Origin of the sequence: Halomonas nitroreducens, from assembly GCF_003966155.1 — a bacterium.
GTDB classification, from domain to species: Bacteria; Pseudomonadota; Gammaproteobacteria; order Pseudomonadales; family Halomonadaceae; genus Halomonas; species Halomonas nitroreducens.
Genome location: NZ_RXNS01000001.1, coordinates 249,975 through 263,277 on the forward strand (window position 1 = coordinate 249,975; position 13,303 = coordinate 263,277).

Annotated in this window: 14 protein-coding genes; 5 read left to right on the plus strand and 9 right to left on the minus strand. The window is 69.7% G+C overall.

Annotation, left to right across the window (positions count from 1 at the left end):
• Positions 1-142: 142 nt before the first annotated feature.
• On the minus strand, positions 143-796 hold the full coding sequence (locus EKG36_RS01015) for a hypothetical protein (protein WP_126480104.1): 654 nt from the start codon (positions 794-796) through the stop codon (positions 143-145).
• A 171-nt stretch (positions 797-967) separates the two neighbouring features.
• Between EKG36_RS01015 and EKG36_RS01020 the strand changes: the two genes are divergently transcribed.
• Positions 968-1,558, plus strand: coding sequence for a LysE family translocator (locus EKG36_RS01020; protein WP_126480106.1), 591 nt, complete (start codon positions 968-970; stop codon positions 1,556-1,558).
• Here EKG36_RS01020 and EKG36_RS01025 read toward each other — a convergent pair.
• The 5 genes from EKG36_RS01025 to EKG36_RS01045 all read right to left on the minus strand — a co-directional run bounded on the left by EKG36_RS01025 (position 1,543) and on the right by EKG36_RS01045 (position 6,858).
• Positions 1,543-2,376, minus strand: coding sequence for an AraC family transcriptional regulator (locus EKG36_RS01025; protein WP_126480108.1), 834 nt, complete (start codon positions 2,374-2,376; stop codon positions 1,543-1,545). The genes EKG36_RS01020 and EKG36_RS01025 overlap by 16 nt on opposite strands.
• Before the next feature lie 144 nt (positions 2,377-2,520).
• The gene (locus EKG36_RS01030) at positions 2,521-3,234 is read right to left on the minus strand and encodes a response regulator (RefSeq protein WP_126480110.1); all 714 of its coding nucleotides are present in this window, start codon (positions 3,232-3,234) and stop codon (positions 2,521-2,523) included.
• Positions 3,231-4,670, minus strand: coding sequence for an ATP-binding protein (locus tag EKG36_RS01035; protein ID WP_126480112.1), 1,440 nt, complete (start codon positions 4,668-4,670; stop codon positions 3,231-3,233). The genes EKG36_RS01030 and EKG36_RS01035 overlap by 4 nt, the downstream gene beginning before the upstream one ends.
• A 357-nt stretch (positions 4,671-5,027) precedes the next feature.
• Positions 5,028-5,954, minus strand: a complete 927-nt coding sequence (locus EKG36_RS01040) for a LysO family transporter (RefSeq protein ID WP_126480114.1) — start codon at positions 5,952-5,954, stop codon at positions 5,028-5,030.
• A 250-nt stretch (positions 5,955-6,204) separates the two neighbouring features.
• Positions 6,205-6,858 carry a hypothetical protein gene (locus EKG36_RS01045; RefSeq protein ID WP_246007395.1) on the minus strand — a complete coding sequence of 218 codons (654 nt, stop codon included), beginning with the start codon at positions 6,856-6,858 and terminating at the stop codon, positions 6,205-6,207.
• Between the two features lie 142 nt (positions 6,859-7,000).
• Here EKG36_RS01045 and EKG36_RS01050 point away from each other — a divergent pair, with 142 nt between their 5' ends.
• The 4 genes from EKG36_RS01050 (at position 7,001) to EKG36_RS01065 (ending at position 10,271) form a co-directional block, all read left to right on the plus strand.
• Entirely contained in the window at positions 7,001-7,558 is a 558-nt protein-coding gene (locus EKG36_RS01050; RefSeq protein WP_126480116.1) for a DJ-1/PfpI family protein, read from the plus strand.
• A gap of 88 nt (positions 7,559-7,646) precedes the next feature.
• On the plus strand, positions 7,647-8,231 hold the full coding sequence (locus tag EKG36_RS01055; protein WP_126480118.1) for a TetR/AcrR family transcriptional regulator: 585 nt from the start codon (positions 7,647-7,649) through the stop codon (positions 8,229-8,231).
• 98 nt (positions 8,232-8,329) lie between these two features.
• Positions 8,330-9,442, plus strand: coding sequence for an alkene reductase (locus EKG36_RS01060; protein ID WP_126480120.1), 1,113 nt, complete (start codon positions 8,330-8,332; stop codon positions 9,440-9,442).
• A 70-nt stretch (positions 9,443-9,512) separates the two neighbouring features.
• On the plus strand, positions 9,513-10,271 hold the full coding sequence (locus tag EKG36_RS01065; protein WP_425459571.1) for an SDR family oxidoreductase: 759 nt from the start codon (positions 9,513-9,515) through the stop codon (positions 10,269-10,271).
• 100 nt (positions 10,272-10,371) lie between these two features.
• On the opposite strand, the gene EKG36_RS01070 is transcribed toward EKG36_RS01065, so the two are convergent.
• The 3 genes from EKG36_RS01070 to EKG36_RS01080 all read right to left on the minus strand — a co-directional run bounded on the left by EKG36_RS01070 (position 10,372) and on the right by EKG36_RS01080 (position 13,297).
• Complete coding sequence (locus tag EKG36_RS01070) at positions 10,372-11,718, minus strand: nicotinate phosphoribosyltransferase (RefSeq protein WP_126480122.1); 1,347 nt, start codon at positions 11,716-11,718, stop codon at positions 10,372-10,374.
• On the minus strand, positions 11,715-12,284 hold the full coding sequence (locus tag EKG36_RS01075) for a nicotinamidase (protein WP_126480124.1): 570 nt from the start codon (positions 12,282-12,284) through the stop codon (positions 11,715-11,717). Before EKG36_RS01075 ends, EKG36_RS01070 begins: the two co-directional genes overlap by 4 nt.
• Positions 12,285-12,361: 77 nt before the next feature.
• Positions 12,362-13,297: a 2-hydroxyacid dehydrogenase gene (locus tag EKG36_RS01080; RefSeq protein WP_126480126.1), complete on the minus strand. Its 936-nt coding sequence runs from the start codon at positions 13,295-13,297 to the stop codon at positions 12,362-12,364.
• Positions 13,298-13,303 lie beyond the last annotated feature (6 nt).

Here is a 13,303-nt window from a genome sequence, read left to right on the forward strand (position 1 = left end):
ACGTTCAAATAAAATACGCACATCCCGTGCGGCCTGCAAGTCGGCCATCCTGTCGCGGCGGGAATCTCGAAGTCCAGTGAGACGGGAGAAACGAGGACGCCCGACACGGGGCCGGGCGTCCTGGTAGGCGGAGAGGGCGGCCTCAGCCGGCGTCGGGGGGCGACGGGCGGTCGCCGCCATGGTGCGCATCGGAGCCCTTGTGAGCGGGCCGCATTGCCTCGCGCAGGCGGCGCAGCTGCTCCTCGTCGAGTTGCTCGGCGAGCGTCTCGCGATACTCGGCACGGAGCTCCCGCCAGGCCGATCGGCGGTCCTCGCGGCTGTCGAAGGGCTGGTCGCGCAGCGCCTGGGCCTCGGCATGGAAGGCGGCACGTTGCTCGCGGAGGGTCTCGTGGGTCGTCTCGTCGAGCTGCCACTCGTCGAACAGGGCCTCCAGGCGTGCCGCGCGGGCCTGGCGCTGCTCGGCCCGCCATTCCCGGCGCATCTCGCGCTTGGCCTGCTCGAGGGCCGCGCGCTGGTCGGCGTCGAGGATCTCCTCGAGGCGCTCGCGGTGCTCGGCCTTCAGCGCCTGCAGTGCCTGGCGGTGCTCGGCGCGGGCCTCGGCCAGGGCGTCGCGCGTCTCGGCGTCGAGGCCGGCGCGCTCGAAGAGCGCCTCGCGTTGTTCGGCGTGGGACGATCCTCCCCTGCCATGGGGCTCGCCCTCACCGGGAGCAGCGCTGGCGGAGAGCGCCAGGGGGGCAATGGCGGCGGCCAGCAGGGCGGGAGCGAACAGCGTGCGGGTCAGGCGCATCGTCTTCATGTGGGCATTCCTTGTGTCATTGGGTTGACGCTTGCAGTTTCGACCGGCGTCGTGCAAGCGCCGTGGACAGCGGATGCAAACCCCATGCAATGTCAGGGCAATTCCGTTCAATACGCCGTGAGCGGGGCCGCCTAGCCTGACCAGGACCGACAACCACAAAGGAGGTGCCTCATGTCCTGGTCCCTGTCGCTTTCCATGGCGGCCTTCGCCCTGGCGGCTTCCCTGTCCCCCGGTCCGGTTAACCTGATGGCGTTGACCGCCGCAACGCAGCATGGCTTCCGGGCCAGCCTGCGCCACGTCACCGGCGCCACTGTCGGCTTCACCCTGCTGCTGGTATTGATCGGCCTGGGGCTTCACGAACTGCTGGCCCGCTGGCCTGGAATCCTGCACGGGGTGCGCTGGGCAGGGGTGGCCTTCCTGCTGTACATGGCCTACCGGCTCGCCCTGGACGACGGGCGCCTGGAGGGGAGTGCCTCCGGGGAGGGACCGTCGCTGCTGATGGGCGCAACCATGCAGTGGCTCAATCCCAAGGCCTGGCTGGCCTCGATGGCTGGCATGGGAGCCTATGCTGCTGGCGGTGATCTCGGCCTGGTGGCATGGTTCGCGGCCCTGTACTTCGTGATCTGCTATCTATCGATCGGCTGCTGGGCCTATCTCGGCGCCTTTCTGAAGCGCTTCCTCGATCGACCGGCGAGGGTGCGCCGCTTCAACCGCGGCATGGCGGTGCTGCTGGCGGCGAGCGCGCTCTATTTGTTGGTGTGACTCGTGGCGTACTGCCCCGGAGTGGCCGCCTGCAGGCGCTTGAAGGTGCGTTGGAAATGCGCCTGATCGGCGAAGCCGCAGTCCGCGGCGACCTCGGCGATGGGCTGTCCGTCGCGCAGCTTGCGGCGACCGAGCCGGATACGCCGGTTGGTGAGGAAGGCGTGTGGCGTCAAGCCGTAGTGGGCCTTGAAGCGCCGGACCAGGTAGGAGCGGGACAGGCCGGCGGCGTTGCAGATGTCATCCAGGCCGATGGCCTCGGTGCAGTGGGCGTCGATGTAGTCCGCCGCGCGGCGCAGCCCGAGGGGATGGTCTCCGGGGGGCGGCATCCGCGGTGCGAGTCGATGCTGCATCTCGACGACCAGCGCGGTGGCCTCGGTCTCCCTGGCCAGACGGGTGGCATCGGGGGCGAAGAGGGTGTCACACAAAGCCACCAGCCGGCGGTAGAGGGCCGGGTGTCGGCTCGAGCACTGGGTGTATATCTGGAGGTCGAGGTGGGCGGGCGCGCCGAGCTCTCGCTGGAGGTCGGCCAGCCAGGCGATATCGAGATAGAGCATATCGTACGACCAGGGGCGGTCATCGACGGGATTGCAGGCGTGCACTTCCTCGGGGTTCATCACCACCACCATGCCCGGGGTGACGCCCTCCTCATGCCCCTGGTTCCAGTAGGTGCTGCGCCCTCCAGTGATGGCACCGATCGAGAAGGTCGCGTGGCTGTGCCTCGCGTAGCAGACGCGGCGGCCGTCGGTGACGCGGCGTGCCTCCATGAAGGGCAGCGCCGGATCGCGCCAGAAGCGCTGGGGGTCTCGTTGGCCTGCCATGCGCGCCCTCCCTGATCCGGCGCGGGTCTCGGTGAGCGGGCCTGGCGGGCCCGGGTGGTGGCCCGCGCCGACCGCGGGGGAAATGCCGGCCCGTGCGATCACCAGCTTAAGCCAGGGCGGCGCAGGCGTCACCCTCGAGGGGACTCACTCCTCCGGCTGGTACTTGTAGCCCACACCGTAGACCGAGCGAATGATCTCGCGCTCGGGCCAGACCTCGGCGATCTTCTTGCGCAGCTTCTTGATATGGCTGTCCACGGTGCGCTCGGAGACGATGCGGTGATCGCGGTACATGTGATCCATCAGCTGTTCCCGGGAGAAGATGCGGCCGGGGGACTGCATCATCACCCGCAGCAGCTGGAACTCCACCGCCGTCAGTCCCAGGTCCCGGCCCTCGGCCAGCGCCCGCCAGCCGTCCTCGTCCAGGCTCAGGGTGTTGGCCTCGTCGGCCGTCTCCGGGGCCTCGGCAGCGCGGCTGCGGCGCAGCACGGCCCGGGCCCTGGCCACCACCTCCCGGGGGCTGAATGGCTTGCAGATGTAGTCGTCCGCGCCGAGTTCCAGGCCCAGCAGGCGGTCGACCTCCTCGACCCGGGCGGTGAGCATGATGATGGCCACCCGCGGCCAGCGCTGGCGAATCTCCCGGCACAGCGTCAGGCCGTCGGTGCCCGGCAGCATCAGGTCGAGCAGGACCAGTTCCGGGCGGGCCTCCTGGGCCTCGAGCCAGGGCAGGACCTTGTCGCCGTGGTCGATATGGTGGCAGTCGAAGCCGCTGCCCTCCAGGTAATCCGCCACCAGGCGGGCGATCTTGGGTTCGTCCTCGACGATCAGGACACGGTCGGTCGCGGGGTCCGGGGCAATCATGCGTCATCCTCCCTGAGTTGGTGTTCGGCGATGGCCGGGAAGGTCAGCGTCCAGCATAGCCCCCCGAGCGACGACGGGCTTGCGACCATCTCGGCGCCGTGGGCCCGGGCCAGGGCCATGGCGATGGACAGCCCCAGGCCGCTGCCGCCGCTGGCCCGGCTGCGCGATCCCTCGACCCGGTAGAGGCGTTCGGTGAGTCGTGGCAGCTCGGCCTCGGGCACCCCCGGTGCGCTGTCCTCCCAGCTCACCTGCCAGCCCGTGTCGGTGGCCGCGAGGCGTACTCTCAGGCGGCCCGGGGGACGAGTGTAGGCACAGGTGTTGTCAAGCAGGTTGGTCCACAGCTGGCGCAGCCGCTGGGTGTCGCCGCGGATCCAGGCGGGGCCCGCGATCTCGCTGTCCAGCGCGAGCTCGCTATCGGCCAGCCAGGGGCAGGCCTCGTCGAGGCGGCCGGCGAGGCTGGAGGCGAGATCCAGGGGCGCCAGCTGGACCTCCAGGGCACCGGCATCGCTCTGGGACAGCAGCCGCAGGTCGGCCACCAGACGCTCGAGCTGGTCGACCTCCTGGGCCAGCGAGCCCAGGTTGTCCAGGTCCAGGGCACGGATGCCGTCCTGCATGGCCTCGATCTCGCCGCGCAGCACCGCGAGCGGCGTGCGCAGCTCGTGAGCGATGTCCGAGACCCAGCGGCTGCGGGCCTCGCGGCTGGCCTCCAGGGTGGCCGCCAGGACGTTGAAGTCGCGTGCCAGGCTGGAAAGCTCGTCGCGTCCACGCTCGGCCAGGCGGGTGCTGTAGTCGCCCTCGGTAAGACGCCGGGTGGCCAGGGTCATGCCCCGGGTGCGGCGGCCCAGCCACCAGGACAGCCCGCCCGCCAGCAGCAGCGAGGCCAGCCCCAGGGCGCCGACGATGATCGCCAGGTTGCGGCGTTGCTGGGAGAGGAAGATCCGGTCCATGCGCGCCATCAGCTGTTGGGGCGGCCGGTAGCCCAGGGTGCCGACCCGGGTGCCCTCGCTGACGATCGGCAGCCAGCGCAGCTCTGCGGCCTCCAGGTCGTTGTCCGGCGGCAGGCCGATCACCGGCAGGCCCTCGGCATCATGGAGCACGAAGTCCTTGGGATCCCCCAGGCGCCGCTCGATGCCCTCCGGTGGCGGGGCATCCCCCGGCCACAGTTGGCGTCGCACCAGGTGATGCCAGGTGCGCGGTGACTGGCGCAGCCACTGCCAGTCGCCGCGCCAGGCCCATTCGTCGGCCAGGCCCTTGGCCAGGGTCTCGGCCCGCCGGGTCTGGGTGCGGTCCAGGTACTCGATGAAACCCTGGTCGAGGCTGCGTGACACGGCGATGAAGACCAGTCCGGAGATGGCCACGTTGACCACCAGGATGATCACGAACAACTTGATCCCGAGCCGGGACACGGCCGGGGTGAAGACGCGTCGTCGACGCATGCAGGGCTCCGCTAGCGTGATGAAGGCAAGATGCCACAGCCTATCATCGGTGAGTGCCGTGGAGGCATCGGGCAGGAAGTGTGCAGAGAGTGTGCAGCCTTGCCTGCAGGGTGAACGGCGTCAGTGGCCGGCCGGTCCGGCCTGGGCTGCTTGCCGGCGGCACGGCCGCGCGAACGCCCAGCCGGAGACTGGAGGATCAGCGACGGCAGGGTGCCCATGGCCTACAGCGTCAGCAGGAAGAGGATCAGCGGCGGCGAGAGCAGCGAGAGGATGAACCCGCTGACCACCGCCACCGGCAAGCAGGTCACGCCACCGTGTTGCTGGCTGACCCCTGGAGAGCGGCAGGGTGCCCATGGCCTACAGCGTCAGCAGGAAGAGGATCAGCGGCGGCGAGAGCAGCGAGAGGATGAACCCGCTGACCACCGCCACCGGCACGCAGGTCACGCCACCGTGTTGCTGGATGACCGGCAGGGTGAAGTCCATGGCCGTGGCGCCGCCGTAGCCGATGGCCAGCGCCGCCTGGCGGCGGATCACCAGCGGGATCAGCACGAAGGCCAGCAGCTCCCGGCCGAGGTCGTTGAAGAAGGCCACGCCGCCCAGCAGCGGGCCGAGCTGGTCGCCGATCAGGATGCCGGACAGCGAGTACCAGCCGAAGCCGGCGGCCATGGCCAGGCCCTGGTTCCAGGGCAGGTCGAGCAGGGGAGCGGCAAGCAGGCCACCGACCAGCGAGCTCGCCGCCAGGGTGACGGCGATGGCCAGCCCGAACCGGTTGAGCAGGATCTGCCGTAGCGGCATGCCGGAGTTGCGCAGCTGGCAGCCGATCAGTGCGAGCAGGGCATAGAGTACCCACTCCGCCAGTCGTTCGGCCCAGGGAAACAGGCTCTCGCCCAGGGGACCACCGGCCGCCACGCCCAGCACGACCCCCAACAGCACGACCCCGACCAGCGAAAGCGACCCGGCCATGGCGGCGAGCTTGCTGGTGGGGGCGTCGGCCACCACCCGCGAGGGGTCCACTGCCAGGCGCAGCCGGCGGGACAGCCAGCCCAGCGCGGCGAGGTTGCAGGCCGAGGTCACGCCGAGCAGGGTCAGGGCCTGCCCGCCCATCCGCGAGAGCTGGCCGCCGAGGTCATCGAGCCCGGCCAGCCCGATGCCCATCAACAGCAGGATCACGTAGATCGAGGCGTTCACGCCACGGTTGATCAGGGCCATGGGCCCCGCCCGACGGACCCGGACCAGATAGCCCAGGACCAGGGGCAACAAGACGATCAGCAGACCGGTCAGCATGCGAGAGTCCCTTCTCCAGAGGGGCGCCGTCGGCGACCCGAAAACCGGCTACTCTAGCAGCCTGTCGGACTTGACGCTGCTCTACTGCGAAACCCGGGCTTTCGGCCGATTTCATTCGATCTGATTCGTTAAATAGCGTGCTATTTGCCTCATTAGATCGATAAACTCGTCTCGAAATCCGTCTTGCTCGTGACGATCGGTCGAATCCGACCGGCTGCCAGGCATCTTTGGCCCGCGGCGGAAGGGCGGCTCAGGGCTCGGCCAGCGCGGTCAGGGTCAGACGACTGCGGCGTTGCCCGTCGCGATGGTACTCCAGCGCCAGCAGCAGGCCGGGACGCCGCGCATCGAGGTCCAGCACCAGACGCTTGCCGGCCTCGCCGGGCTCGGTGAGGGCGACCCGCACCCGCTCGAAGCGGCCCAGCGGCAGGGACAGGGCATCCCGTCCCAGCACCCGATAGCGCAGCACCGCCTCGCGGCCCCGGTGGTCCCGATAGTGCAGCGGGCAGTCCCGGGAACAGGCATCGCCGATGGCCCGGCGGGCGAGGGCGACCAGCGCGCTCTGGCGGTCGGGCAGGGCCCCCAGCTCCCGCCGGTCCAGCGAGTAGCCCCGCTGGATCCCCAGCAGCGAGTAGCCGGCGGCATAGTGCAGGGCGCGTACCCGATCCTCGGCGACCCGGAAGCGTCCCCACTCCCGCCCCCAGGCGCCGGGCAGCTCGGTGCGCATCTCGCTCTGCCAGGTGCCCCCGTCATGGCTGAGGCGGTGGCGGATGTCGGCATCCGGCCAGCCGTCCACCTGCAGGTGGTAGCGGGCACTGAAGGCCTGCGGCGGAGGCGCCGCCAGGGCGGGCAGGCCCAGCGACAGCAGGGCCAGCCAGCCGACGAGGCGCAGGGCGGGAAGGAGCACGGCGATGCCCTCGAGGGGGTGACTGCCCTGAGAGCGCGGCGTGCCGCCCCGGGTTCCCGCCGGGCATGGCCGATTCATCGATGGCGGGCTAGGCTGCCCTGGCAGGGGCCCCGCTTTGCTTCCCACCCACAAGGAGATCCCCATGGCCAGCTTGCTACTTATCGCCGGCGACTTCGTCGAGGACTACGAGATCATGGTGCCCTTCCAGGCCCTCCAGGCCATGGGCCACCAGGTGGATGCGGTGTGTCCCGACAAGCGCGAGGGCGACCGTATCCGGACCGCCATCCACGACTTCGAGGGCGACCAGACCTATTCCGAGAAGCCGGGCCACAACTTCGTCCTCAACGCCACCTTCGCCGAGGTCACCCCCGGCGACTACGATGGCCTGGTGATTCCGGGGGGGCGTGCCCCCGAGTACCTGCGCCTTGACGAGCGGGTCCTGGAGCTGGTGCGCCACTTCTTCGACCACGAGAAGCCGGTGGCCGCCATCTGCCACGGGGCCCAGCTGCTGGCGGCGGCGGTCTCCCTGGAGGGGTTCCGGGTCTCGGCCTATCCGGCCTGCGCCCCGGAGGTCCATCTGGCCGGCGGCGACTTTGCCGAGCTCGAGGTCGACCAGGCGATCGTCAGTGACAGCCTGGTCACGGCCCCGGCCTGGCCGGCCCATCCGGCCTGGCTCGCCCGCTTCCACGAGCTGCTCTAGCCCTGGCCGGTCCCCCTCGTGATCCGGGTCGCCGTGACCCGGGGAGCCGTGTTTGACGACCTAGACCGACTGGTCTATTGTGTCCGGCATGAAGCAATCGGCAACCCGTGACAGACTGATCCAGGCAGGCATGGCGCTCATCGCCGAGCATGGCTACAACGCCACCGGTATCAACACCGTGCTCAAGGCGGCGGCCGTGCCCAAGGGATCCTTCTACCATTACTTCTCCAGCAAGGAAGACTTCGGCCTGGCGGTCATCGACGCCACGGCCGAGGGCTACACGGCGCGCCTGGAGGCAATGCTCGCCGACAGCGACGTGCCGGCCCTGCAGCGCCTGCAGCACTACTTCGCCGCGGGCCGGGCGGACATGGTCGACTGTGACCACGCCCGCGGCTGCCTGATCGGCAATCTGGGCCAGGAGCTGTCCGGGCACAGCGCGCGCTTTCGGGACCGCCTCGACCAGGTGCTGAGTGGCTGGGAGCGGCTGCTTGCCGATTGCCTGCGTGACGGCCAGACACGGAGCGAGATTCGCACGGATCTCGACCCCGACGCGTTGGCAAGCTTCATCCTGTCGGGCTGGGAAGGCGCCCTGATTCGCGCCAAGACCGTCAAGTCGGTCGCTCCCCTGGAGCGCTTCGAGACGGTACTGCTCGACTGCCTGCGGCCGAGCTGAGCCCCGACACGGGTGGAAAGACACAGTTCAGCGCCCGAGAACTAGTAGACCGGTCTAAAAATAATAGACCGGTCTACAAGAAAACGAGGAGACGCAACATGACCCGCCACGACGATCCGCTGTTTCAGCCCTTCACCCTGGGCGAGCTCGCGTTGCCCCACCGGGTGCTGATGGCCCCGTTGACCCGCTCCCGCTCGGCGCAGCCCGGCGACGTGCCCCAGGCCATGAACGTCGAGTACTACCGCCAGCGGGCCGGCGCCGGCCTGATCTTCAGCGAGGCCACCCAGATCTCGCCTCAGGGCAAGGGCTATGCCTTCACCCCGGGGATTCACAGCGCCGAGCAGATCGCCGGCTGGCGTCGCGTGACCGATGCCGTGCACGACGCGGGCGGGCGCATCCATGCCCAGCTGTGGCACGTGGGCCGGATATCGCATCCCGCCCTGCAGCCCGGCGAGGCATTGCCGGTGGCGCCCTCGGCGATCCGTCCCGAGGACGCCAAGACCTTCATCAGTGCCGATTCGGGCATGGTCGACGTGCCCCAGCCCCGGGCGCTCGAGGCCGGAGAGCTGCCCGGCATCGTCGAACAGTATCGCCAGGCGGCGGAGAATGCCCGAGAGGCCGGTTTCGACGGTGTGGAAGTCCATGCGGCCAATGGCTACCTGCTCGACCAGTTTCTCAAGTCCGGGAGCAATGCCCGGGAAGACGCCTATGGCGGCTCGCTGGACAATCGCCTGCGCCTGCCGCTGGAGGTGGTCGAGGCGGTGGTCGGCGTCTGGGGCAAGGCTCGGGTCGGCGTGCGTGTCAGCCCCACCGGCAGCTTCAATGCCATGCACGACGAGGATCCGGTGGCCACCTTCGGGGCCTTCGCCAAGGCCCTCGACAGCATCGGCATCGCCTATATCGAGGTGGTCGAGGATTCCTTCCAGGGCAACCACGAGACCGGTCGTCCGGAAGCGGTGATCGATGCCATTCGTGGTCGATTCGCCGGTGCCTATATCGGCAACGGTGCCTATACCGCCGATGAAGCCCGCCAGCGCATCGCCGATGGGCGTGCCGACCTGGTCACCTTCGGACGGCCCTTCATCGCCAATCCCGACCTGCCCGAGCGGCTGCGCAGCGGGGTGGCCCTCAACGAGCCGGACTACGCCACCTTCTACGGCGGCGACGAGCACGGCTATACCGACTATCCGTTCCTCGAGGCCCGCGACTAGGCCTCGGGAACCGACACGCTCTCATTCACGGCCCGCCGCTGCGGCGGGCCCGGCCAGAGGACACGTATCCATGGCAATGCACGACACCGCCAAGCAAGGCATTCAGGACAAGGTCATCATCATCACCGGCGCCAGCAGCGGCCTCGGCGAAGCTACCGCCCATCGTCTGGCCAAGGCCGGGGCCAAGCTGGTTCTCGGCGCCCGCCGCGAGGACCGCCTCCAGGCCCTGCGCGACGCCATTGTCGATCAGGGCGGCGAGGCAATCTACCGCGTTGCCGATGTGACCGACCGCGACCAGGTCGAGGCCCTGGCACAGGCCGCGAAGGAGGCCTATGGCCGCATCGACGTGCTGGTCAACAATGCCGGCCTGATGCCGCTGTCGCCGCTCGACCAGCTCAAGGTCGACGAGTGGGAGCAGATGGTCGACGTCAACATCAAGGGGGTGCTCTACGGCCTCGCCTCCGTGCTGCCGACCATGCGCGAGCAGCACGCCGGCCATATCATCAACCTGTCCTCCGTGGCCGGCCACGTGGTCTTCCCCTCCGCCGCCGTCTATTGCGCCACCAAGTACGCGGTCAAGGCGCTTTCCGAGGGCATACGCCAGGAAGGGGGCGAGGAGATCCGCTCCACCAACATCTCGCCAGGGGCCGTGTCCACCGAGCTGACTCAGACCATCAGCGACGCCGAGACCGCCAAGGGCGTGAACGAGCTCTACGAGATGGCCATCGATGCCGATGCCATCGCCCGGGCAATCGTCTACGCCATCGAGCAGCCGGCGGACGTCGACGTCAACGAACTGATCATTCGTCCGACCAAGCAGCCGCTGTAAGACAGCGACGGAGGCATGACGCGTTCATGCCGCCCTCGCCGACGACATCACGCCGCCACGCCCCCTCGGGGCGTGGCGGCGTCTACGGATGGACGGGAGGTCAGGAGCGCGACTGCAGGTGCTCGAGTCCCTGGCTCAAGGCGACCGGATAGCCGCTGCCTCCTTCCTCGAGGCGCCGGAGGTGATCGGGCAAGCGGTGAAGGGCGTCCGCGACCCGCTCCCTGGCGTCATCCGCCCGGGCCATCTCGTTCGCATCCAGCCGGCCGGCCTGCACCAGCAGTCGCAGCAGCGGCTGGCCATCCTCGATGGGCTCGTCGCGCAGGGCGATGACATCGCCGCTGAACTGCCCGGCCGCGTCCCGATGACGATATACCTGCTTGCGTCCGGGCAGGTTGATCTTGCCCGTGGAGTGCTTGACCCGGGGCGTGCCGGCATACTCCACCAGCTTGTAGGAGAGGTCGATGACCGGGGCGTCCGCCGCCACCCCCATCTGCGTGCCGACGCCGAAGGCGTCGATCGGGGCCCCGTCCGCGAGCAGTGCGGCGATGGCATGTTCGTCGAGGCCGCTGCTGGCGACGATCTTCACCTCCGGGTGGCCGGCCTCGTCGAGCAGGGCGCGGGCCCCTTTGGCCAGCTCGCCCAGATCGCCGGAGTCCAGGCGCACGGCGCCGATGCGCACCTCTGGCTCATCGCGCATCAGGGCGATGACCTGACGCACCCCGGCGAGGGTGTCGTGGGTGTCCACCAGCAGGGTGGTCTGAGGATAGTGGCGGGCGAAGGTGCGGAAGGCTTCCCGTTCGCTGTCATGCGCCAGCACGTAGCTGTGGGCCATGGTGCCGTTCAGGGCGAGGTCGTGGCGCAGGCCGCCGAGGACGTTGCTGGTGCCGGCGAGCCCGGCGGCACGATAGGCCCGCACCCCGCGGACGGCGGCATCCACGCCGTGCATGCGGCGCATCCCGAAGTCCACCACCGGCCGGCCCCGGGCCGCGGTGACGATGCGCACCGCCTTGGAGGCGAGCACCGTCTCCAGCTGCACCAGGTTCATCACCAGGCTCTCGAGCAGCTGGGCCTGGGCGATGGGCGCGTCCACCTCCAGCAGCGGCTCGTTGGCGAACACCGGCGTGCCCTCGGGCAGGGTCCAGATATCGCCCTCGAAGCGCCAGTTCGCCAGCCAGTCGAGAAAGGCGGTCTCGAACTGATCGACCGCGGCCAGTCGGGCCAGGGCGCCGTCGGTGAAGCGCAGCCGGCTGGCCACCTCGGCGGCATGCTGCTGGCCACAGGCGAGCATGAAGCGCCGCTGGGGCGGCAACCGGCGGAAGAACAGGCTGAAGGTGGCGACCTCGTCCATGGCCTCCTTCCAGTAGGCCTGGGTCATGGTCAGCTGGTAGAGGTCGGTGAGCAGCGCCAGCTCGTCGTCGTCCACCTGGAGGGGCGTGGGCCGGCTCATGGGCGCACCTCGGCGCCGGCGTCGGCGAACTCGCGCCGGCACGCCGCCATGCTGTCGGGATCCACCGCCGCGCTCAACGACTCGAGCAGCACCGTGTCGAAGCCCTCCCGGCGGGCGTCCAGCACGGTGGCCCGGACGCAGACATCCAGGGCCAGGCCGCAGACGATGACCCGGCCGATGCCACGGTCGCGCAGGTAGCCGGCCAGGCCGGTGCCGTCGAATCCCGAATAGGCGTCGGCGTCGAAGGCCGTGGCCTTGCTGACGCGGATGGTCGCCGCCGGCAGCCGAAGGTCGGGATGGAAGGCGGCGCCCTCGGTGTCCTGCACGCAGTGCACCGGCCAGGGGCCACCGCGATGGGCGAAGCTGACATGATCCACCGGATGCCAGTCGCGGGTGGCCACCACCAGGGCACCGGCCCGGTGGGCCGCGGCGATCTCGGCGTTGATGCCGGCCACCAGGGCGTTGCCGCCGGCCACTGCCAGGGCGCCGCCCTCGCAGAAGTCGTTCTGCATGTCCACCACCAGCAGCGCGTCCCGGGGGCCGTAGTCCAGCTGATGAGCACGCATCGCACACCTCCGTCGAGGTCGGTGAGTGTCATCCTTCAGCCTACGCCCTGCGTCGGCGTTCGTGTAGGGCGCGTCGGTCAGTAGCCGGCGTCCGGGTCGATGGTGTCCACCGGTTCTCCAGCCTCGAAGGCGCGCAGCGCGTCGGCGACCTGGTCCACGGCCGCGGCCAGCGGCGTGGGGCCGGCCATGTGCGGCGTGACGATCACCCGCGGGTGATGCCACAGCGGGCTGGTAACAGGCAGCGGTTCCTCCGGGAAGGCGTCCAGCAGGGCGCCGCGCAACCGGCCCTGCGTGTCGCCGTCACCCAGGGCCTCGAGCAGGGCGGTCTCGTCGATGAGCGACCCGCGCCCGGGGTTGATCAGGCTCGCCCCCTCGGGCAGTGCCGCCAGGGCGTTGGCGTCGATGATCCCGCGGGTGGCGGGAGTATCCGGCAGCAGCAGCACCAGGCTTCTCACCCTGGCGAGCAATGCCATCAGGCCCGCCTCGCCGTGATGGCAGGTCACCTCGGGAAGCCGCTTGGGGGAGCGACTCCAGCCATGCACCGGAAAGCCGTCGGCCGCGACCATGGCGGCTACCCTGGCGCCGATGGCCCCGAGGCCGAGCACGCCCACCGGCCAGTCGGCCTTGTCGACCAGCGGATGCTCGTGCCACTCGGCCCGCGACTGCTGGCGCGCATAGCGATCGAAGTCGCGCTGGAAGTGCAGCAGGCCATAGCGCACATAGTCGCCGATGGGCCCGGCCATGCCGGCATCGCGAAGCTTGACGATGGGCACCCCGCGGGGCAGTCCCGGATTGGTCAGCAGGGCATCGACGCCGGCGCCGAGGTTGACGATGCCCTTGAGGTGTTCCGGCTCGCCGAGCAGCTCGGCGGGTGGCTTCCATGCCGCCAGGTAGTCGGCCCGGCGGCGCTCGGCGAGGGGCGCGGCACTGGTGATGATCTCGGCCTCGGGCAGGCGACGGGCCAGGGCCTCGCGCCAGGCCTCGGCGGCGTCGATATGGACCATTACACGCATGGGGAC

Bases quoted from the DNA above. Each gene is read 5' to 3' on its own strand.
- EKG36_RS01035 (WP_126480112.1), bottom strand. From the start codon at position 4,670: ATGCGTCGACGACGCGTCTTCACCCCGGCCGTGTCCCGGCTCGGGATC.
- EKG36_RS01020 (WP_126480106.1), top strand. From the start codon at position 968: ATGTCCTGGTCCCTGTCGCTTTCCATGGCGGCCTTCGCCCTGGCGGCT.
- EKG36_RS01075 (WP_126480124.1), bottom strand. From the start codon at position 12,284: ATGCGTGCTCATCAGCTGGACTACGGCCCCCGGGACGCGCTGCTGGTG.
- EKG36_RS01060 (WP_126480120.1), top strand. From the start codon at position 8,330: ATGACCCGCCACGACGATCCGCTGTTTCAGCCCTTCACCCTGGGCGAG.
- EKG36_RS01080 (WP_126480126.1), bottom strand. From the start codon at position 13,297: ATGCGTGTAATGGTCCATATCGACGCCGCCGAGGCCTGGCGCGAGGCC.
- EKG36_RS01065 (WP_425459571.1), top strand. From the start codon at position 9,513: ATGGCAATGCACGACACCGCCAAGCAAGGCATTCAGGACAAGGTCATC.
- EKG36_RS01025 (WP_126480108.1), bottom strand. From the start codon at position 2,376: ATGGCAGGCCAACGAGACCCCCAGCGCTTCTGGCGCGATCCGGCGCTG.
- EKG36_RS01030 (WP_126480110.1), bottom strand. From the start codon at position 3,234: ATGATTGCCCCGGACCCCGCGACCGACCGTGTCCTGATCGTCGAGGAC.
- EKG36_RS01055 (WP_126480118.1), top strand. From the start codon at position 7,647: ATGAAGCAATCGGCAACCCGTGACAGACTGATCCAGGCAGGCATGGCG.
- EKG36_RS01050 (WP_126480116.1), top strand. From the start codon at position 7,001: ATGGCCAGCTTGCTACTTATCGCCGGCGACTTCGTCGAGGACTACGAG.
- EKG36_RS01015 (WP_126480104.1), bottom strand. From the start codon at position 796: ATGAAGACGATGCGCCTGACCCGCACGCTGTTCGCTCCCGCCCTGCTG.
- EKG36_RS01070 (WP_126480122.1), bottom strand. From the start codon at position 11,718: ATGAGCCGGCCCACGCCCCTCCAGGTGGACGACGACGAGCTGGCGCTG.
- EKG36_RS01040 (WP_126480114.1), bottom strand. From the start codon at position 5,954: ATGCTGACCGGTCTGCTGATCGTCTTGTTGCCCCTGGTCCTGGGCTAT.